This window comes from Pseudomonas sp. 09C 129 (genome assembly GCF_002843625.1).
In the GTDB taxonomy this organism is placed as follows: domain Bacteria; phylum Pseudomonadota; class Gammaproteobacteria; order Pseudomonadales; family Pseudomonadaceae; genus Aquipseudomonas; species Aquipseudomonas chlororaphis.
The window spans coordinates 5,538,634-5,557,880 of the sequence record NZ_CP025261.1 but is presented as its reverse complement, the minus strand read 5'-3'; the positions used below and the strand labels follow the sequence as shown (position 1 = coordinate 5,557,880).

General features: G+C 58.9%; 17 protein-coding genes and 4 tRNA genes. 13 read left to right on the top strand and 8 right to left on the bottom strand.

Going from position 1 to position 19,247, the window contains the following annotated elements:
• Nucleotides 1–110: 110 nt before the first annotated feature.
• From ltaE to mgtE, 8 genes are all read left to right on the top strand, one after another.
• Nucleotides 111–1,115 (top strand): low-specificity L-threonine aldolase, encoded by a 1,005-nt coding sequence (gene ltaE / locus CXQ81_RS24735; RefSeq protein WP_101338815.1) that lies wholly within the window; start codon nucleotides 111–113, stop codon nucleotides 1,113–1,115.
• Nucleotides 1,116–1,261: 146 nt separating this feature from the next.
• Nucleotides 1,262–3,886 (top strand): alanine--tRNA ligase, encoded by a 2,625-nt coding sequence (gene alaS / locus CXQ81_RS24730; protein WP_101338814.1) that lies wholly within the window; start codon nucleotides 1,262–1,264, stop codon nucleotides 3,884–3,886.
• Between the two features lie 96 nt (nucleotides 3,887–3,982).
• Nucleotides 3,983–5,224: an aspartate kinase gene (locus CXQ81_RS24725; protein ID WP_007921569.1), complete on the top strand. Its 1,242-nt coding sequence runs from the start codon at nucleotides 3,983–3,985 to the stop codon at nucleotides 5,222–5,224.
• A 185-nt stretch (nucleotides 5,225–5,409) separates the two neighbouring features.
• A complete protein-coding gene (gene csrA, locus CXQ81_RS24720; protein WP_002554426.1) occupies nucleotides 5,410–5,598 on the top strand; it encodes a carbon storage regulator CsrA in 189 nt (62 codons plus the stop codon).
• 62 nt (nucleotides 5,599–5,660) lie between these two features.
• Nucleotides 5,661–5,751, top strand: a tRNA-Ser gene (locus CXQ81_RS24715).
• Nucleotides 5,752–5,858: 107 nt separating this feature from the next.
• A tRNA-Arg gene (locus tag CXQ81_RS24710) sits at nucleotides 5,859–5,935 on the top strand.
• 72 nt (nucleotides 5,936–6,007) lie between these two features.
• A tRNA-Arg gene (locus CXQ81_RS24705) sits at nucleotides 6,008–6,084 on the top strand.
• Nucleotides 6,085–6,558: 474 nt separating this feature from the next.
• A complete protein-coding gene (gene mgtE, locus CXQ81_RS24700) occupies nucleotides 6,559–8,001 on the top strand; it encodes a magnesium transporter (RefSeq protein WP_007921578.1) in 1,443 nt (480 codons plus the stop codon).
• A 142-nt stretch (nucleotides 8,002–8,143) separates the two neighbouring features.
• Here the strand turns inward: mgtE and CXQ81_RS24695 are convergent, their stop codons facing one another.
• Nucleotides 8,144–8,470, bottom strand: coding sequence for an Arc family DNA-binding protein (locus CXQ81_RS24695; RefSeq protein ID WP_003178899.1), 327 nt, complete (start codon nucleotides 8,468–8,470; stop codon nucleotides 8,144–8,146).
• A 381-nt stretch (nucleotides 8,471–8,851) separates the two neighbouring features.
• On the opposite strand from CXQ81_RS24695, the gene phnN reads away from it, so the two are divergent.
• Nucleotides 8,852–9,436 carry a phosphonate metabolism protein/1,5-bisphosphokinase (PRPP-forming) PhnN gene (gene phnN, locus CXQ81_RS24690; RefSeq protein WP_101338813.1) on the top strand — a complete coding sequence of 195 codons (585 nt, stop codon included), beginning with the start codon at nucleotides 8,852–8,854 and terminating at the stop codon, nucleotides 9,434–9,436.
• Here phnN and CXQ81_RS24685 read toward each other — a convergent pair.
• Together CXQ81_RS24685 and CXQ81_RS24680 are read right to left on the bottom strand one after the other, a co-directional pair.
• A complete protein-coding gene (locus CXQ81_RS24685) occupies nucleotides 9,411–9,590 on the bottom strand; it encodes a PA3371 family protein (protein WP_007921585.1) in 180 nt (59 codons plus the stop codon). The genes phnN and CXQ81_RS24685 overlap by 26 nt on opposite strands.
• 25 nt (nucleotides 9,591–9,615) lie before the next feature.
• On the bottom strand, nucleotides 9,616–9,858 hold the full coding sequence (locus CXQ81_RS24680) for a hypothetical protein (RefSeq protein ID WP_101339478.1): 243 nt from the start codon (nucleotides 9,856–9,858) through the stop codon (nucleotides 9,616–9,618).
• 297 nt (nucleotides 9,859–10,155) lie between these two features.
• Here CXQ81_RS24680 and CXQ81_RS24675 point away from each other — a divergent pair.
• Both CXQ81_RS24675 and CXQ81_RS24670 read left to right on the top strand, forming a co-directional pair.
• Nucleotides 10,156–10,232, top strand: a tRNA-Arg gene (locus CXQ81_RS24675).
• A 98-nt stretch (nucleotides 10,233–10,330) separates the two neighbouring features.
• Entirely contained in the window at nucleotides 10,331–11,509 is a 1,179-nt protein-coding gene (locus CXQ81_RS24670; protein ID WP_101338812.1) for a formyltransferase family protein, read from the top strand.
• A 19-nt stretch (nucleotides 11,510–11,528) separates the two neighbouring features.
• Here CXQ81_RS24670 and CXQ81_RS24665 read toward each other — a convergent pair whose 3' ends face one another.
• The 4 genes from CXQ81_RS24665 to CXQ81_RS24650 all read right to left on the bottom strand — a co-directional run bounded on the left by CXQ81_RS24665 (nucleotide 11,529) and on the right by CXQ81_RS24650 (nucleotide 15,620).
• Nucleotides 11,529–12,650, bottom strand: coding sequence for a DegT/DnrJ/EryC1/StrS aminotransferase family protein (locus CXQ81_RS24665; RefSeq protein ID WP_101338811.1), 1,122 nt, complete (start codon nucleotides 12,648–12,650; stop codon nucleotides 11,529–11,531).
• Entirely contained in the window at nucleotides 12,647–13,045 is a 399-nt protein-coding gene (locus tag CXQ81_RS24660) for an FdtA/QdtA family cupin domain-containing protein (protein WP_007921600.1), read from the bottom strand. The genes CXQ81_RS24665 and CXQ81_RS24660 overlap by 4 nt, the downstream gene beginning before the upstream one ends.
• Nucleotides 13,042–14,610 (bottom strand): glycosyltransferase family 61 protein, encoded by a 1,569-nt coding sequence (locus CXQ81_RS24655; RefSeq protein ID WP_101339477.1) that lies wholly within the window; start codon nucleotides 14,608–14,610, stop codon nucleotides 13,042–13,044. Before CXQ81_RS24655 ends, CXQ81_RS24660 begins: the two co-directional genes overlap by 4 nt.
• A 77-nt stretch (nucleotides 14,611–14,687) precedes the next feature.
• Nucleotides 14,688–15,620 (bottom strand): phytanoyl-CoA dioxygenase family protein, encoded by a 933-nt coding sequence (locus CXQ81_RS24650; RefSeq protein WP_007921611.1) that lies wholly within the window; start codon nucleotides 15,618–15,620, stop codon nucleotides 14,688–14,690.
• A 387-nt stretch (nucleotides 15,621–16,007) separates the two neighbouring features.
• Between CXQ81_RS24650 and CXQ81_RS24645 the strand changes: the two genes are divergently transcribed.
• Complete coding sequence (locus tag CXQ81_RS24645) at nucleotides 16,008–17,612, top strand: tetratricopeptide repeat-containing response regulator (RefSeq protein ID WP_007921613.1); 1,605 nt, start codon at nucleotides 16,008–16,010, stop codon at nucleotides 17,610–17,612.
• Nucleotides 17,609–18,301, top strand: coding sequence for a sensor histidine kinase KdpD (locus tag CXQ81_RS24640; protein WP_053262282.1), 693 nt, complete (start codon nucleotides 17,609–17,611; stop codon nucleotides 18,299–18,301). Before CXQ81_RS24645 ends, CXQ81_RS24640 begins: the two co-directional genes overlap by 4 nt.
• Here CXQ81_RS24640 and CXQ81_RS24635 read toward each other — a convergent pair.
• Nucleotides 18,289–19,218 (bottom strand): LysR family transcriptional regulator, encoded by a 930-nt coding sequence (locus tag CXQ81_RS24635; RefSeq protein WP_219735409.1) that lies wholly within the window; start codon nucleotides 19,216–19,218, stop codon nucleotides 18,289–18,291. The two genes, CXQ81_RS24640 and CXQ81_RS24635, sit on opposite strands and share 13 nt — an antisense overlap.
• Between the last annotated feature and the right edge of the window lie 29 nt (nucleotides 19,219–19,247).

Sequence of the window (19,247 nt, the reverse complement as noted above, 5' to 3'; positions counted from 1 at the left end):
GCTTTTCCCGGGTGGGCCTTGATAAATCGCGGTTGTGCCCGTAGTAATTCAGTTCGAAAGAATTTCCTTATCCGCAGCGACGTTCGCGTCCCCTTGCCGAGGCCTGATTCATGAGCGTTATCGATCTTCGTAGTGACACCGTTACCCAACCCACGGCAGGCATGCTGGAAGCTATGGCCACGGCGGCCACGGGCGATGATGTCTACGGCGAAGATCCAACGGTCAACCGCCTGGAAGCTGAACTGGCGCAGCGTCTGGGGTTCGCCGAAGCGCTGTTCGTGCCGACCGGCACCATGAGCAACCTGCTGGGCTTGATGGCCCATTGTGAGCGTGGCGACGAATACATCGTCGGCCAGCAGGCGCATACCTATAAGTACGAGGGTGGCGGCGCGGCGGTGCTGGGTTCGATCCAGCCACAGCCACTGGAAGTCCAGGCCGACGGCTCGCTGGACCTGGCCCAGGTGGCCGCGGCGATCAAGCCGGATGATTTCCACTTTGCCCGTACCTGCCTGCTGGCGCTGGAAAACACCATGCAGGGCAAGGTGCTGCCATTGAGCTATCTGGCGCAGGCCCGGGCCTTCACCCGTGAGCATGGCCTGGCCCTGCACCTGGACGGCGCGCGGCTGTACAACGCGGCGGTCAAGCTGGGTGTCGATGCGCGGCAGATTACCCAGCACTTCGATTCGGTTTCGGTGTGCCTGTCCAAGGGGCTGGGTGCGCCGGTGGGCTCGGTGCTGTGCGGTTCGGCGCAGCTGATCGGCAAGGCCAGGCGCCTGCGCAAGATGGTCGGCGGTGGCATGCGCCAGGCCGGAATTCTGGCTGCGGCGGGCCTGTATGCGCTCGATCATCACGTAGCGCGCCTGGCCGATGACCACGCCAATGCCCAGTTGCTGGCGGAGGGGCTGCGTGAGGCGGGCTATGACGTCGAGCCGGTGCAGACCAACATGGTCTATGTCGCGATGGGGGACAGGGCAGAAGCGCTCAAGGCCTTCGCCGGCGAACGCGGGATCAGGCTGAGCGCCGCGTCGCGGCTGCGGATGGTCACCCATATGGACGTCAGTCGTGCACAAATCGAGCAGGTCGTCGGGACTTTTATCGATTTTTCCCGCAACTGACAGTGTTAGCCGTCCAATTGACCGTCTCTATCGTATAAACACGCTGTACCCCAAGCTCAGGGCCGATATAATGCGGCCCTTTGCCGTCGTTTCGTCTGATGACGTTTCGCACAGGCCTTTGGCCGCAGTCTCCGTGGAAGAACCTAATGAAAAGCGCAGAAATCCGTGAAGCCTTCCTTCGCTTCTTCGAAGAGCAAGGCCACACCCGTGTAGCCTCCAGCTCTTTGATTCCGGGCAACGACCCAACCCTGCTGTTCACTAACGCGGGGATGAACCAGTTCAAGGACTGCTTCCTGGGCCAGGAAAAGCGCGCCTATACCCGCGCCGTAAGCAGCCAGAAATGCGTACGCGCCGGCGGCAAGCACAACGACCTGGAAAACGTCGGTTACACCGCCCGTCACCACACGTTCTTCGAAATGCTGGGCAACTTCAGTTTCGGCGATTACTTCAAGCGTGATGCCATCACTTTCGCCTGGACGTTCCTGACGTCCGACAAGTGGCTGAACCTGCCGAAAGAAAAGCTCTGGGTCACCGTCTACGCCAGCGATGACGAGGCCTATGACATCTGGACCAAGGAAGTCGGGGTTCCGGCCGAGCGCATGGTCCGTATCGGCGACAACAAGGGCGCGCCATACGCCTCCGACAACTTCTGGACCATGGGCGATACCGGCCCGTGCGGTCCTTGCACCGAGATTTTCTACGATCACGGCGCCGACATCTGGGGTGGCCCACCGGGCTCGCCGGAAGAGGACGGCGACCGTTACATCGAGATCTGGAACAACGTATTCATGCAGTTCAACCGCACCGCCGATGGCGTGTTGCATCCGTTGCCAGCGCCGTCGGTGGACACCGGCATGGGCCTGGAGCGGATCAGTGCGGTCCTGCAGCACGTTCACTCGAACTATGAAATCGATCTGTTCCAGAGCCTGCTGAACGCGGCGGCCAAGGCCATCGGTTGCACCAACGATGCCCAGGCGTCTTTGAAAGTCGTGGCCGACCACATCCGCTCCTGCGGCTTCCTGATCGCCGACGGCGTGCTGCCTTCCAACGAAGGCCGCGGTTATGTCCTGCGTCGCATCATTCGCCGCGCTTGCCGTCACGGCAACAAGCTGGGCGCCAAGGGCAGCTTCTTCTATCAGATCGTGGCCGCGCTGGTCGCCGAGATGGGCGAAGCCTTCCCGGAACTGAAATCCCAGCAGGCGCACATCGAGCGCGTGCTGAAAGCCGAAGAAGAGCAGTTCGCCAAGACCCTGGAGCAGGGTCTGAAGATCCTCGAGCAGGACCTGGCCGAACTCAAAGGCACGGTGGTACCGGGCGACGTGGTGTTCAAGCTGTATGACACCTACGGTTTCCCGATGGACCTGACTGGCGACATCGCTCGTGAGCGCGAACTGACCCTCGACGAGGAAGGTTTCGAGCGCGAGATGGAAGCCCAGCGCGTACGTGCCCGTTCCGCCAGCTCCTTCGGCATGGACTACAACAGCCTGGTCAAGGTCGATGTGGCCACCGAGTTCACCGGTTATCACGCCACCAGTGGTTCGGCCAAGGTGGTTGCTCTTTATAAGGAAGGGCAATCGGTCGACGTGCTGAGTGAAGGCGAAGAGGGCGTGGTCGTTCTCGACCAGACGCCTTTCTACGCCGAGTCGGGCGGCCAGATCGGCGACTGCGGTTACCTACAAGCGGGTAACGCGCGTTTCGACGTGCGCGATACCACCAAGACCGGCGGGGCTTTCCTGCACCACGGCGTCTTGGCCAGCGGCAGCCTGACCGTTGGTGCACCGGTGCAAACCCAGGTGGATGCGGAAGTGCGTCACGCCACTTCGCTGAACCACTCGGCCACCCACTTGCTGCACGCCGCTCTGCGCCAGGTGCTGGGCGAGCATGTACAGCAGAAGGGTTCGCTGGTCGACAGTCAGCGCCTGCGTTTCGACTTCAGCCATTTCGAAGCGATCAAGCCTGAGCAGATCAAGGCCCTGGAAGACATCGTCAACGCCGAGATTCGCAAGAACACCGCGGTGGAAACCGAAGAAACCGATATCGACACCGCCAAGCAGAAAGGCGCCATGGCGCTGTTCGGCGAGAAGTACGGCGACAGCGTGCGTGTCCTGAGCATGGGCGGCGATTTCTCCGTTGAACTGTGTGGCGGTATCCACGCCAACCGCACCGGTGATATCGGCCTTTTGAAAATCATCAGCGAAGGTGGCGTCGCTTCGGGTGTACGCCGTATTGAAGCCGTCACCGGTGCCGTGGCACTGGCGTACCTGAACGCTGCGGAAGAGCAACTCAAGGAAGCGGCGACCCTGGTCAAGGGCAGCCGTGACAACCTGATCGACAAGCTGTCGGCCGTGCTGGAGCGCAACCGCCTGCTGGAGAAACAACTCGAGCAGATGCAGGCCAAGGCCGCCAGTGCCGCTGGCGACGATCTGTCGGCGCAGGCGCTGGATGTCAAAGGCGCGAAAGTGCTGGCGGCGCGCCTGGACGGCCAGGACGGCAAGGCGCTGTTGGCGCTGGTCGATCAGTTGAAAAACAAACTCGGTCGCGCAGTGATCCTGCTCGGCAGTGTCCATGAGGAAAAGGTCGTACTGGTTGCGGGCGTAACCAAGGACCTGACTGGCCAACTCAAAGCCGGTGATTTGATGAAGCAAGCCGCTGCGGCAGTGGGCGGGAAGGGCGGTGGTCGTCCGGACATGGCGCAGGGCGGCGGTGTCGATGCCGCTGCGCTGGATGCCGCGCTGGCCCTGACCGTTCCGTTTGTCGAGCAGGGGATTTAAGGTTCCAAGCCGAGCCCGTCGTCTAGTGGCGGGCTTTGGAGCTGCGCAGTTTGATTGATTAATGGGCGCCCCTTTACGGGCTGAGGCGGCTTAGAAATGGCTTTGATCGTACAGAAATTTGGAGGTACCTCGGTCGGTTCCGTCGAAAGAATCGAGCAGGTCGCCGACAAGGTGAAAAAATTCCGCGAAGCCGGTGACGACCTGGTGGTTGTACTGTCGGCCATGAGCGGCGAAACCAACCGTCTGATCGACCTTGCCAAGCAAATCAGCGGCGACGGTCAGCCGGTTCCTCGCGAGCTGGATGTGATCGTTTCCACCGGTGAGCAGGTGACGATCGCACTTTTGGCCATGGCGCTGATCAAGCGCGGCGTGCCGGCAGTCTCCTATACCGGCAACCAGGTGCGGATTCTGACCGATAGCGCGCACAATAAAGCGCGCATTTTGCAGATCGACGATCAGAAAATTCGCGGTGACCTGAAGGCTGGTCGCGTGGTTGTGGTCGCAGGTTTCCAGGGCGTCGACGAGCACGGCAACATCACTACCCTCGGTCGTGGCGGTTCCGACACCACCGGCGTGGCACTGGCGGCAGCCCTGAAGGCTGACGAATGCCAGATCTACACCGATGTCGACGGCGTCTACACCACCGATCCGCGCGTGGTGTCCGTGGCCCAGCGCCTGGACAAGATCACCTTCGAAGAAATGCTGGAAATGGCCAGCCTGGGTTCCAAGGTGCTGCAGATCCGCGCGGTCGAGTTCGCCGGCAAGTACAACGTTCCGCTGCGCGTACTGCACAGCTTCAAGGAGGGTCCGGGTACCCTCATTACTATTGATGAAGAGGAATCCATGGAACAGCCGATCATTTCCGGCATCGCTTTTAACCGCGATGAAGCCAAGCTGACCATCCGTGGCGTGCCAGACACTCCCGGCGTGGCCTTCAAGATTCTCGGCCCGATCAGTGCCGCGAATATTGAAGTCGACATGATCGTGCAGAACGTTTCGCACGATAACACCACCGACTTCACCTTCACCGTGCACCGCAACGATTACCTGGCAGCCCAGCAAGTGCTGGAAAACACTGCCCGTGAAATCGGCGCTCGGGAAGTGGTAGGCGATACCAAGATCGCCAAGGTCTCGATCGTTGGCGTCGGCATGCGTTCCCACGCGGGTGTTGCCAGCCGCATGTTCGAAGCACTGGCCAAGGAAAGCATCAACATCCAGATGATCTCGACCTCGGAAATCAAGGTTTCCGTGGTGATCGAAGAGAAGTACCTGGAACTGGCTGTGCGCGCTCTGCACACGGCTTTCGAACTGGACGCTCCGGCCCGACAGGGCGAGTGATGCGTTGCCCGAAGGGCGCGGTTTACCGCGCCCTTTGTTTTTTTGATCGGCGTGACAGAAAACTGTTCTTTTGCTCGCGCTAGTCAATACTTAGGCGTGTAGGGCTACGGCCGTCCTGGTTGTAGGTCGATACCCTTTTTTTTGCAGACTGTTGTCCCTGAAATGAAATGCGTGAGGAGAAAGGTATGCTGATTCTGACTCGTCGGTGCGCAGAAAGCCTGATTATTGGTGATGGCGAAATCACCGTGACCGTGCTTGGCGTCAAAGGAAATCAAGTGCGTATCGGTGTCAACGCCCCTAAAGAGGTAGCGGTGCACCGGGAAGAAATTTACCTGCGGATAAAGAAAGAGAAGGACGAAGAACCAAGCCATTAATTTTTATCGTTTTTTTTGTTTGCAAACGGGGAGAAAGCTGGTTAATATACGCCCCGTGTTGCGGAGAGCTGGCCGAGTGGCCGAAGGCGCTCCCCTGCTAAGGGAGTACACCTCAAAAGGGTGTCGGGGGTTCGAATCCCCCGTTCTCCGCCATTATTTGCTTAGTTCGTTGTAATCTGGCTTCTTCTGTAAGTTGTTGAAATTACTAGAAAAAGTGCTTTACAAAAAGATTTAACGGCCTATAATGCGCGGCAACAAATGCACTCGTAGCTCAGCTGGATAGAGTACTCGGCTACGAACCGAGCGGTCACAGGTTCGAATCCTGTCGAGTGCACCATTTAAGAGTTGTTTGCAGTAATGTGAATAACTTGGCTTCAGCCAGTTGTGGTCTGGTCTAAAAACACAAATTGCACTCGTAGCTCAGCTGGATAGAGTACTCGGCTACGAACCGAGCGGTCACAGGTTCGAATCCTGTCGAGTGCACCATATACCAAGAAGCCCGCATTTATTGCGGGCTTTTTGCTTTCTGCCGTTTGGGTTTTCTCCCTTCTTTATTGGTTCCTCTGTTTGAACGTCGCGATCATTCTGGCGTCGTATTCAGCGTGTGCCTGTCCTTTTGATGTGGCCTTTCGAAAACTCCCGGCAATTGTGAATCGATAGCGGGAGCGAGTTCCGGGCGCAGTTTTTTCGTCTGGGGTGTGTTTTCTTTTTCGGATGGTGCGTCGCAGCTTTATAGATTCAGCGCTTCTTCAGCTTTGCGCCGCAAGCGCTTGTTCTTGCCATGATTTTTTAACGTTTAAAGCCGTCAAGCGGTGTATGATTGCGCCCGTCAGCCCCGCCGGGGCTTGTGGAATACCTCCATGGACTTACCCAGTAGTTACTCAGTATCCCGTTTTTACAATCATGAATTGACTGATTGATCCTTCCGGCGTGCTCCTCTGCTGGGAGTGGAGTTCGCCTATGACCGAAGTAGAAGTAAAGAAAACACAAGACAGCCTGCAGGATCGCCTTGCTCAAGTCGTTGAGCTGCTGCAGCGCCAGCGGGTGGTCGAAGACCTGACTCATCGTCAGGAAGGTCATCATCAGGATCGGGTCGAGAACCTGGTCCACCGGCAAAACCTTGTCGAGCTGCAACGCAAGCTCGACGATCTGCACTCTGCCGACGTTGCCTATATCCTTGAAGCCTTGCCGCTCGACGAGCGTCTGACTGTCTGGCAGTTGGTCAAGGCCGAGCGTGACGGCGACATCCTGCTCGAAGTATCCGATTCCGTACGTGAAACCCTGATCGCCGACATGGACGATCATGAGCTCCTGGCTGCTGCCAAGGAGATGGACGCCGACGAACTTGCTGACCTGGCTCCCGAGCTGCCGCGAGACGTTGTCCATGAGCTGATGGAGGCGTTGGACGGCCAGCAGCGCGAGCGCGTTCGCTCCGCCTTGTCGTATGACGAGGAGCAGGTCGGTGCGTTGATGGACTTCGAAATGGTGACCATCCGTGAGGATGTCAGCCTTGAAGTGGTTCTGCGTTATCTGCGTCGCCTCAAAGAGTTGCCAGGCCATACCGACAAGCTGTTCGTCGTCGACTATGACGGTGTGCTCAAAGGTGTGCTGCCCATCAAGCGGTTGCTGGTGAATGATCCGGAGAAACAGGTTTCGGAAGTCATGGCCAGCGACCCGGTAAGTTTCCATCCGGACGAAGATGCCTACGACGCTGCGCAGGCATTCGAGCGCTACGACTTGATTTCGGCGCCGGTGGTCGACAAGAACGGCAAATTGATCGGCCGTCTGACCATCGATGAAATGGTCGACCTGATTCGTGAGGAGAGTGAGACCGAAGTCCTCAACATGGCCGGTCTGCGTGAAGAAGAAGATATTTTTGCCTCGGTCTGGCGTTCCCTGCGCAACCGCTGGGCCTGGCTGGCAATCAACCTGATCACCGCATTTGTCGCTTCGCGAGTGATCGGTCTGTTTGAGGGCTCCATCGAAAAGCTGGTGGCCCTGGCGGCCCTGATGCCGATCGTGGCGGGTATTGGCGGCAACTCGGGTAACCAGACCATCACCATGATCGTTCGCGCCATGGCGCTGGACCAGGTCAGCACCGGCAATACCTCGCGTCTGATGCGCAAGGAATTGGCGGTGGCGTTGATCAACGGCCTGGTCTGGGGCGGAGTCATCGGCGTGGTGGCTTACCTGCTCTACGGCAGCTGGTCGTTGGGTGTGGTGATGACGGCGGCCATGACGCTCAACCTGTTGCTGGCGGCGCTGATGGGGGTTCTGATTCCGATGACGCTGGCGCGGCTGGGGCGCGACCCGGCCATGGGGGCCAGCGTCATGATCACGGCCATGACCGACAGTGGCGGCTTCTTCATCTTCCTTGGGCTGGCCACCATCTTCCTGCTTTGATCCCGCATACAGCCCCTCTAATGGGGCTGTATCGTTTTCTCCATCCCCTTGCCATCCAGGCTTCTGTTTTTGTAGCGTTCGAGCAGCAAATTTCGCGCAAAAAAAAGCCAGCACAAGGCTGGCTCTAGCTTTCGAGGTCGAATCAGGAAGCGTCTGCGGCCATTTCGGCGTCATGGGCGATCAGCGAAACAAGAGCGTTCTGCTGGCGGTGGGAAAGTTGACGGAAACGTTGAAGCAGTTCGCGTTCATGCAAGGAGAGTTCTGGGCTGTCCAGGCGCATGCTCAACTCTTCACCCAAGGCGCCTTCCTGAATAAGACTCTGTTCCAGGCGCGCGATGATTTCGGAGTTCATGCTGCGGTGATGATTGCGAGCCACCTCGGCAATGCGTTCACGCATCCCGTCGGGTAGACGTACGACGAACTTGTCAGCCGTACGGCTGGAATAAATTGCCTGTTTCAATGGGCGCATATATTTAACCGGTTAGTTCAGGGGAGCGGTTCTCGGAATTGGCCGCGGGATGTCAGTTAGGACAAGCGTTGCTGCCAAATGTTCAACCTGAATTGTTAAGAGGCCCGCATCATGCCTCAAAATAGCCAGATCCTTGGCGTCAATTCTGTGACAAATATTGAACTGGGTAAAGGCGTTATGCCAGCACCAATTATCAGAAATGCGGACTGGTTTGAAAAGATTGCCTGGTCCGCCTATCTGCCCGCGTCCTGATGTCCGATGGTGGTGCGCTTGTGCGTCGCCAGACGGGCATGCATGCGGATCCGATCATTGTTTCCTACCTTGTACAGGATAGTGGCAAATTGCCGATTTACTAGGCTGCGAGTGCCATGGAGTCTTCAAATGCCAGGCAGACTGATTTATTTGATGGGGCCTTCCGGATCGGGAAAGGACAGCCTGATCGAGGCTGCGCGCCGTCCTCTGGCGCAGCTCGGCTGTGATGTGGTGCGGCGGGTGATCACCCGTTCCGCGGAATCCGTAGGGGAGGCGGCCCATGGGGTAAGTGCTGACGAGTTCGAGCGTCTTGAGCGGCAGGGCACCTTTGCCTTGTGCTGGCGGGCCAATGGCCTGGCCTACGGAATTCCCGTGCAGATCGACGAATGGCTGGCCAGTGGGCGTCATGTCCTGATCAATGGCTCCAGGGCTCACCTGGATCAGGCTCGCCAGCGTTATCCGGAGCTTTTGGCGATTCTGTTAACGGTGGATATCGACGTGCTGCGGCAAAGACTGATGAACCGCGGTCGCGAAAGTGCGGCGCAGATCGAGGCGAGACTCAAGAGAAGCGCTCTTTTTTCCGCTGAGGGCGGGCCCGTGCTGGGAGAGTCCGTGTTTTTTCTGGACAACTCGAGCGAGCTGTCCGTGACGCTTGAGCGTTTTCTGAAGCTATTGAGATCGCAGGGGATCAGCGCAATACAGGGTCGAACTTGATCTTACGTCCCAACACCAGCGCCAGCAGAAACAGGCCGGAAAAAACACCACAGGCAACCAAGAGCGCATCACCCAGGGTATTTTCAGTGGTGAAGCAACCCAGTGTGGCACTGAGTACTGCCAGGATGAGAAGGCCTTTGGCAAGTCGGGACATTAACAGGCTCCTGATGGGGTGATATTCAAAATACCCAGCTTTCGGGTCTTGGGTTGGCAGGTAGAACAACGGCTTCTGGGGCATCGGCGACCTGTGCCATGCCAGGATTCTCCGATGCGCTGCTCATCACAGCCAATTGCGGGGTCTGGTGTTGCACGTAGTGGGCCCTGTACTGGGGGCTCTGATCCGCGCGGCCATCAGGCTGAAAGTGGAAGACCACCAGTGCGGCGATGGCAATGGCATTCGATAGAAGAAGGGCGCTGTTCATGGGCTTGATCTCCACTGTTCTTTCATAGAGAGGAAGCAGCGCTCATGCCAAGAGTCTAACCTCTAATAAACCCTTTAAAAACAATGATTTGATAGGGTTTTTAGACGATGGCGGATTGCATTCTGCAATGATGGCTTTTTGCAGTGATGCAATTTGCACGGCGGCTCTGGCAAGTTGCCTGATGATCAGAGGCCGCCACCGGTTAAAAAGCCCTACTCACAACATGACAAAAGCAGGGCTGACCGTTAACATGCACGCCGTCCTTTGCGCCGTGGCAGTACACGCGGTGGTCAATTTGTCCCAGTAGCTCAATTGGATAGAGCATCCCCCTCCTAAGGGGAAGGTTGGCAGTTCGAACCTGCCCTGGGACACCATCTATTTCCGGGCTTTCAGGCCAAACGTGGTTTTCGTCTTTATTTCCTGGTAACGGCTACGTTTGGTACACGCAGTTCTCGATGCTGTGGAGTCACCCATGATTGTCATTGCTGGAAAAAACAATATTTCGGTATTTGGCCTGGAGCGGGCTCTGCGACAATTTTCGCCCGACGAAATTGCCGTGGTCTGCAACCGTAACGATACGGGCGTCGATGGTTGGCAACGTTCGTTGCGGGCGGCCGCGCAAAAGTATGGCGTGCGTGAGATCAGCCTGGAGGCGGCTTATGAAGTCGCGTCCATCGCATTCATTTCCCTGGAGTTCGACCGGATCGTCGTGCCTGGGCGCTTCTCTATCAGTCGTGTGTTCAATATTCATTTCTCGAGGCTGCCCGAATACAAGGGTATGTTTACCTCGGTCTGGCCGTTGCTGGAGTCCAGGGCCGAGGCGGGTGTGACCCTGCATTTCATCGACCGGGGTATCGATACCGGGGACATCGTCGCGCAACAGGTATTTCCGATCCTGTCCTGGTGGACCTGCCGCGATCTCTATTTCGCCTTTAACCAGCATGCCGGCCAGTTGCTGGAGCAGTGGTTTGCCAGGCTGGTCGATGATGGCGTCAGAGCGCAGCCACAGAATGCGGCGGGATCCAGCTACTTTTCAAAGGACGCCATCGACTATGGGGCGTTGAAGATCGATCCGCTGTCGACGGCCTGGGCGCTACGCAACCAGATTAGAGCGTTCGCCTTTCGTGAATATCAATTCTTGCGCTGGGATGGGAAACCGGTGGTCTCGGCGACGATTCTGCCTGGGCGTTCGCAATTCAAGGCCGGGACCCTGATCAGCACAACTGACGATTATGTCGAGCTCTGCACCATCGACTATGACGTCCGGCTGAATTTTGATCGGTTGCCGGAGATGCTCAAGGCTTGTGAACGAGGCGATCTGGAGGCGGTGGTGGCACTGCAGGCCAATATTGCCGGTTACAACGATGCCACCCCGCAAGGCTGGACGCCGCTGATCGTCGCCAGTTATGCGGGTGCCTATGAGGTGGTTGACTGGCTATTGCAGCAAGGTGCCGACCCGGAGCGGTCCAACAACAAAGGCACGACGCCCTTGATGTATGCCAAGGATGCCTACCTCGCCGGGCGTTGTCGTAAAACCTTTCAGTTGTTGCTGCGCAAGGGGGCGAGGCTGGAGGCTGCCGACCATTGCGGTCGGGCACTCGCCGACTATGTGACTGACGAGCAGTTCGCTCAGTTGCGAGGTGCTTTCTAGGCACCTCGCAACAGGCGCATCAGTGGGCGGTGAACTGGTTGATGGCGGTGACAATGTGTTGCTGTTGTTCCTGGTCCAATGTCGGGTAGATCGGCAATGACAGGATCGAGTCATGCAGCGGCGCCCGGGATGCCTGGGAGGTCCTGGCCAGATCGCGGTAGGCCCGCTGCTCGGTGATCGCCAGTGGGTAGTGAACCAGGCATTGGATGCCACGCTCGGCCAGATGCGCCTTCAGCTGATCGCGCCATGGGCAGGTAATGACATACAGGTGCCAGACATGGGCGCTCGCAGTCGTCACCGAGGGCAGGGTGATTCCCGGGTGCCGGATGTGTTCGCCGTAGTAGCGGGCGATGCTGCGTCGACGGGCAGTATCGCTGTCCAGGTGCGCCAGCTTCACTCCCAGCATCGCGGCCTGGATTTCATCGAGGCGGCTGTTTACCCCCTGATGATCGTGCTGGTACTTGACGCGCGAACCGTAGTTGCCCAGCGCCCGGACCAGGGTTGCCAGCTCGGCGTCGTTGGTAGTGATGGCTCCGCCGTCGCCCAGGGCTCCGAGGTTCTTCCCGGGGTAGAAGCTGAACGCCGCGGCATCGCCCCAGTTGCCGGCCTTGCGCCCGGCCAGCTCGGCACCATGGGCCTGGGCGGCATCTTCGAGCACCAGCAGGCCATGCTTGTGGGCCAGCGCCATGATCTGCGGCATCGGCGACAGCTGCCCATAAAGATGCACCGGCAGGATCACCCGGGTTTTTTCCGAGATGGCCCGTTCGACGGCTTCGATCTCCAGATTGTGGGTGGCAGGGTCGACATCTACCAGGATCGGCGCCAGATCGTTTTCCAGAATGGCCGAGATGGTGGCGATAAAGGTATTGCTCTGCACTATCACTTCATCACCGGCCTGCAGCCGGCCTTGTTCTTTCCAGGCGCGCAGGATCAGGGTCAGGGCATCCAGGCCGTTAGCGACGCCGATGGCATGCCGGCTGCCGCAGTAATCGGCGAACGCGGCCTCGAATTGCTCAAGCTCACGCCCCATCAGGTACCAGCCGGAGTCGATCACACGGCTGCAAGCGGCTTTGAGCTGATCGGCATATTCGTGATTGATGCCTTTCAGATCCAAAAACGGAATATTCATCATTTGAGTCATTGTCCGAGCATGTCCATGAACTGGGCATAGTCTCGAACATAGTCGCCTTCTTCGTAGAGTTGATCGGCCAGGACCATCAGCACACAGTCTGGGGAGAAGTCATACATCTCACGCCAGATAAAGGATTCGATCAGCAGGCCCTGGCAAGGATTGTCCAGGGTGATGTCGATTTTTTCCCGACCGTCGTCCAGCAGAAAACGGCACGAGCCGCGTACGGCAATGGCCACCTGCTTGAGGGTCTTATGGGCGTGGTAGCCGCGGCGAACCCCTTCACCGGTATTGAACATGTAGTACACCCGCTTCACCGGGAAGGGGATGTTTTTCCCTTCTTCCAGGGCGATCAGCGAACCACGGTCATCGCCGTGGGTCTGCAGCGGCAGAATGTGAATCTTCATCGCGTCTCCCCTTCGAGCCGTTTCGACAAATGCTGTTGCAGCCAGTTTTCAACGCTCTTGGCGTCGACCCGATAATTCCGGTAATACAGTTCTCGGGAGTCGGTCGAGCCTACCCGGTAAGCGATGTAGTCCATTTCCACGCCGACGATCGCCGCCAGGTTGGAAAAGCACGACAGCTCTGCGTATTCCTCGGCCATCCAGCACAGTGCGCGGGCGTTTTTCGAGGCGAAAATCAGATTGGTCCAGGCCGCGCCGGTGGGGCCGACTATGACTTCGGCATTGGCCATGATCGCCACCTGATGGTTGATGTCCTGTTCTTCCATGTACACGCAGGTAAACCCATAGGGTTCCAGCAGCTTGAGGATCTCGGCCTGGTTGTAGTGCCGGAGAAAGCCTTTGCGGGCCAGGAATACTCGTTTGGGGAGTTCGCCGATGGGAATGTCGTGGGCCAGATGCAGCGCCTTTTCCCGCAGGAAATGGATCGACTCCGGGCGGACGAAGCCGCTGCTGGCACTGTTCTGTGCCGCGCCTTTGAAGTTCGGGATCATATTGTTCGGGGCACTGATCAGCAGCAGGTCGGCCACCTGATAGCTGGTGATGTTGTCCAGGAGCTCCAGCGGGCGGTCAACGCCGATCGCCTCGATCAGGGCCTTGATCGAAGGAATGTTCTGGCTGCTCTTGGAGATCAGCAGAGGATAGTCCGCATATTGCGGCGGCAGTTCGGCCACGAATTGCAGTTGCGACAAGACTTCTACCGTCCAGTGGTAATAGTTCTGCTCGTTGCAGCCGCTGATCAGCAGGCCTTTTTCCAGCTCTGCAGGTGTGCCGGTCCTGACCAGGGCCAGGCGCTGGCCGTGGTAGAGCAGGTGCGCGGCACTATAGTCGGCCAGCAGGGATTTCGCCGTGGGCACTCGCTCCAGCACCAATTGCCCGCCGGGCAGTATCACCGAACGGGACACCGAGCAGACTTGTCCCTGCCGGAAGTGATACAGGGCGATCTCGGGTAACGCCAGGGTGATCGCTGGTGTCGATTGATGGAGGAACCGTGGGGGCTGGCTGGTGCCCGGTTGGCTCGGGCGAAAGACATGGACCTTGTGCTCGTCGCTTTCATCCAGCCAGCGCAAGGCCAGGCGCCGGGTATCCTGGCGTCGAAAAAACAGTCGATACAGCAGGTCGCTGATCAGTCCCGGCTTTCTGCACAGTCGTTCATAGCCCAGTTGCTCGAGGCGTTTGCCAATACGCTGGAACCATGGGAGCTGCGAGCTGATCTGCGCGCCATGGAACACTTCGACTTTTTGCTCGTTGATGGCCAGCTTCTCAGTGAGTTGCGGATGGATCTCGCGGTAGTAATCACTGGCGATGATGATCTTGTCGAAAGCCAGCGAACTCAATTGTTGAGGCGCGTGGATCAACTTGCCGAACAGGCGCTGGCCCTGCTTCTGCTGATTGTTATCGACGAAGCCGATCACCCGGTAGCGGCGGCGGTTGTACTTGTAGAAGTTGACCCCGCCGGCGCCGGTGCCGAATATCAGCACCCGCGCTTTTTGTCCAAACCCTGTCGACACATTGACCTCGTCTTGCTGGTGCTGCCGGTGGTAGATCGTCACCCGAGCGGTTCGCCCGCTCGGTAAAGGCGGTGACGCTAGCCATTGTTATTGATGATGTTGCCCTTGATCTGGGCGATACCCTTGGCGTTCAGGTCGCGTCGGGTCCTTATCGGTTGCAGCTCGCCCTGGATTGCGGCGTTGATGGTATCAATCGCGGTCTTGCCGGTGTTACTCCGGGACTTGCCCAGCAGGTAGCGCAGCGACAGGCGGAACTGCTCTGACTCGTTGGCCACTGGCCGCGTACCGTGCAAGGTGCAGTTGTGCCAGAGCCCGACGTAACCCGGCCCGCCTGTCAGCCGGTAATCCTGGCAGGCCATCTGCTGCCCCTGATCGTCGGCGTAGGTCCATTGGTCGTGCTCCTGATGTTCCAACTGATGAGGGAACAGCGTGGCACCAAAGCGGTGAGTGCCGGGCATCAGGTGCAGGGGCGAGTCGTTTTCGGTGACGTCGTGCAGGTACACATACAGGGTCAGAAAGGTCGAGGGGTCGAGTTCCACCCGGCCCTGGGGCCAATCGATGATGTCCTGGTGGAAGTCGATCCCGCGAAAGTAGGTGATGTCGCGAAAGGGTTTTTTGATATAGGGCCCCAGGTTCGCCACATTCACATCGCGGATCTTTTCCCGCACCCAGTCCGGCAGCCACGAATCCGGTACGCCGCACACCGCTTTCTTGATCACTACCTCATAGTCGGCGCCGAGCACTTCATCGAGGACTGCAGTGAGGCGCGGATCCTGCTCGATGAACTGCAATTGCGACTCGAAGCCATTGAGGAAGTTGAAGGTCTTGTTCGGGTTGGCGTTGAGGTGGTTTTCCTGGGCCAGGTATTCAGCCTCGTCCATGAACAGCCCGGCCCCGAAGGCCCGTGCGGCGATCATTTCGCGGTACAGCGCCTGCGTGCGGTCAGCGTCCAGGATCTCGCCGAAGATATGGGCGCCCTGGTCGATGAGGTTTTGGATACAGGTTTGCATGTTGCGCTCGTTTTGACTGTTGCTGTCTGTCTGCAAGGTATCGGCGCGGCTGGCTTAAAGTTGATGCCGCGCGGCTGATATTCCCGATGGAGTTTGCCGCAATCGGAGCTGGCGGGCGGCGCGAGCAAGGATATCGAATGCTTTTGGCAACTATCTATAAGGGAACGCCGGAATCGGCCGATAACCCCATGGATGTTGTTGCAGGTCAAATGGCGGGGCCATGGACCGAGTGTCCGGCGAGAGCGGGCGGGCGCCATTGTGGGTTGATGTAGAATGCATTGATGGCCTGTGGCCATTATCGTTGTCCGGGGGCAACAAGGGTGACGACCTTGAGCGTGTCCTGCTGTTGCCGCGGGCTTCATCTTTTTTACGGGTCTGGAATCTTCGATGCTGGCGTACCACCAAAAAAGCTTTTTGATCGTCGATGATTTCTCGGATTTCCGCAGTTCTGTCCGGTCCATGCTGCGTGAGCTGGGCGTCAAGGACGTAGACACTGCCGATACAGGCGAGCAGGCGCTGCGCATGTGCGCGCAAAAGCGTTATGACTTCATCCTGCAGGATTACCACCTGGGCGACGGCAAGAAGAATGGTCAGCAGGTGCTCGAAGACCTGATGACCGACAAGCTGATCAGCCATGAAAGCGTGTTTCTCATGGTCACCGCCGAGACCAGCCAGTCGATGGTGCTCAGCGCCCTCGAGCACGAGCCGGACGCCTATCTGACCAAGCCTTTCAACCGCTCCAGCCTGGCTCAGCGGCTGGAGCGGCTGCAGCAGCGCAAGTCGTTGCTCAAGCCGATCCTGCAGGCGCTCGATCGCGGCAAGCCGCTCGAGGTGCTCAATGCCTGCATCGCCCTGTGCAAGCAGGATCCGCGTTATGCGCCGTTGTGCCTGCGTTACCGGGCCGATGCCTTGCGTGACATGAATCAGAACGAGGCGCTGGAGCGGTTGTACGAGAGCATCCTGGCGGATCGCCCGTTGCCGTGGGCCTATGTCGGCCTGGGGCGTCTGCTGTTCAAGCGTGGCCAGGTGACCCAGGCCAAGGCCATCTATGAAAAGGCCTTGAAGGCCTTTCCGATGATGCCGGCGCTCTACGATGGCATGGCCGATGTGTTGCTCGCCGAGGGTGATTCCAAGCGCGCCCAGAGTGTGCTGGAGGAGGCGGTGCGCCTGTCGCCGCTGGCCGTGCGCCGGCAAGCGCTGCTGGGCAAGCTGGCGATGACCAACGAAGACTTCGAGACCGCATCCAAGGCGTATCGCCAGGCGGTATCGCAAGGCGCGCAATCGCGTTTCAAGGATCCGGAAAGCAACCTTGGCCTGGCCCATGCGTTGATCAGCAAGGGCAGCGAGAGGGGCCTGGATACTCGCACGCGCCTGGAAATCAACAGCACCCTGAGTGCGGTGGCCAAGGAAAACCCCAGCGATCCGGGGCTGCAGATTCGCGCGCGCCTGATGAAGGCCACCAGCCTGTTGCTCAACGATGCTGAAACGGCGGAAAAACTCACCGAGCAGGCGATGCTGCGTCTGGACGGGATGGAGCAGTTCATGAGCCCGGAAGCGGCGTTGCTGGTGGCCAAGCAACTGCAGATGCTGGGACAGGCCGATGCCGGCGCATCGATGCTGAAAAACTGTGCGGAAATCTACGGCGACGACCCGAAGGTGATGGAAGGCATTGCCAAACTTACCGATGACCCGGCGATCCTCAACTCCGCCAACGCGGCGGCGGACATGAACCGTCAAGGCGTGCGCAGCTACAAGGCCGGCGCGCTGGGCGAAGCCCGGGATCTGTTCCGTCGGGCCCTGGCCATGCAACCGAAGAACATCAGTATTGCCCTGAACATGGCGCAGTCGCTATTGCACGGCACCGACATCACCCAGGACACGGCACTGCTGGATGAGTGCCGGACCTGCCTGAAAATGGTCGGTCTGATGCCCGATACCGACGCGCGTTATCCGCGTTATCAGAAGCTGCGAAGCAAGGCGTTTGGCGAATGAATACCCACGAACAGGCTCTCGACTTTTCCACGGTGATCGCCTCTACCGTGCACGACATGAAGAACTCCCTGACCCTGCTCATGCAGGCCCATGCCCAGTGGCTGGCGGCACTGCCGCAGGCGCACCAGGGCACGCCGGAGCAGGGCGTGATGGAGTTCGAGTTTGCCCATCTCAACGGCATGCTGGTGCAACTGCTGGGGCTCTACAAACTGGGGGTCAACCAGTTGCCGGTGCAGCCGGGTTACCACGAACTGGATGACTTCATCGAGGCGCAACTGGTCAGCCATCAGGATGTGTTCGCCAGTCGTGGCATTGCCGCGACCTATGAAGTCGATCCCTTGACCCCACTGGGGTTCTTCGATCGGGAATTGATCGCCTCGGTGCTGGACAACTGCATCAACAACGCCATTCGTTATGCGCGCCATGCGTTGCTGGTCAGCGTGCACGATGAAGGTGGGCAGACGGTGCTGACCATCAATGACGATGGCGAGGGTTATCCGCAGCCGATGATCGATAACCAGGCCGACTACGTGCAAGGCATCAATCACAGTAGCGGCAGCACCGGCCTGGGGTTGTACTTCGCCGGGCGCATTGCCGCGCTGCATCAGCGCAACGGTGTCTGCGGACGTACCGAGATTCGCAACGGCGGGCCTTTGGGCGGCGGTGTGTTCAGTCTCTACCTGCCCTGAGCCAGCTGCTGTTGCGCTTGCTCCAGGGCCTGTAGAAAGCAGGTCAGGGCGGCTTTCGGCTCCTGGCCCTGACGGGTGATGCAGTGAAAGGTCGAACGATAGGCCAGGCGCTGCGGTAACAGGGCGCGCATTTGGCCCCTGGCCACCCAGTTGGCGGCATAGTGGCTGGGCAGGTAACCCAGATAGCTGTCGGAAAACACCAGGGTGGCAATCGCTTCCATGGTGTAGACGGTGGCGCTCTGCAAAAAATACAGGCCATGGGGGCGCTGGTTCTCAGCCATGTAGCCACGGCCGACATAGGGTGTGTTGCATATTTCTTCCAGGGTCAGGTCGGTGTCGCTGCGTTGAAACAGCGGGTGCCCAGCAGCGCAATAGAGGTTTTGTTCCTCCTCGAACAGCGGCTGGTAGCGCAGCCCGGAGAGCTGGTGGTGGAAGGCTCCGATGGCCAGGTGCAGGCGCTCGTCGAGCACGGCCTGTTCAAGCTCGTCGGGACGCAGTATGTGCAGGCCCAGGCGGACTTCCGGCAGGCGCTGGCGGAACAGGTTGATGGCCAGGGGCAATGGCGCATAGGACAGGCTGAGCATGCTGTCGACATTGCCGATCTGCAGATGGTCGCGTGCCGGCCCGCCGAGTTGGTTGGCCTGCTGCCGAAAGCGCTCGATGTCGCGAAACAGCAACTGCGCAGCATCGAACAGTTCCAGGCCTTCCTCGGTCAATTGGAAGCCACTGCTACCGCGTCGGCACAGCGAGCAGCCCAGGCGCTCCTCGAGATCGCGTACCACCACGCTCAGGCGCGACAGGCTGGTATTGAGCCTGGCCTGGGCCGCGGTGAAACCACCGGCGTCGACTATGGTGCAAAAGACCCGCAGCATGCGCAGGTCGATATCGGATAGGCTGCCCAGCACATTGGCCTCCATCAGGCGCGGCAAGGGGATGGGCAAAGCCT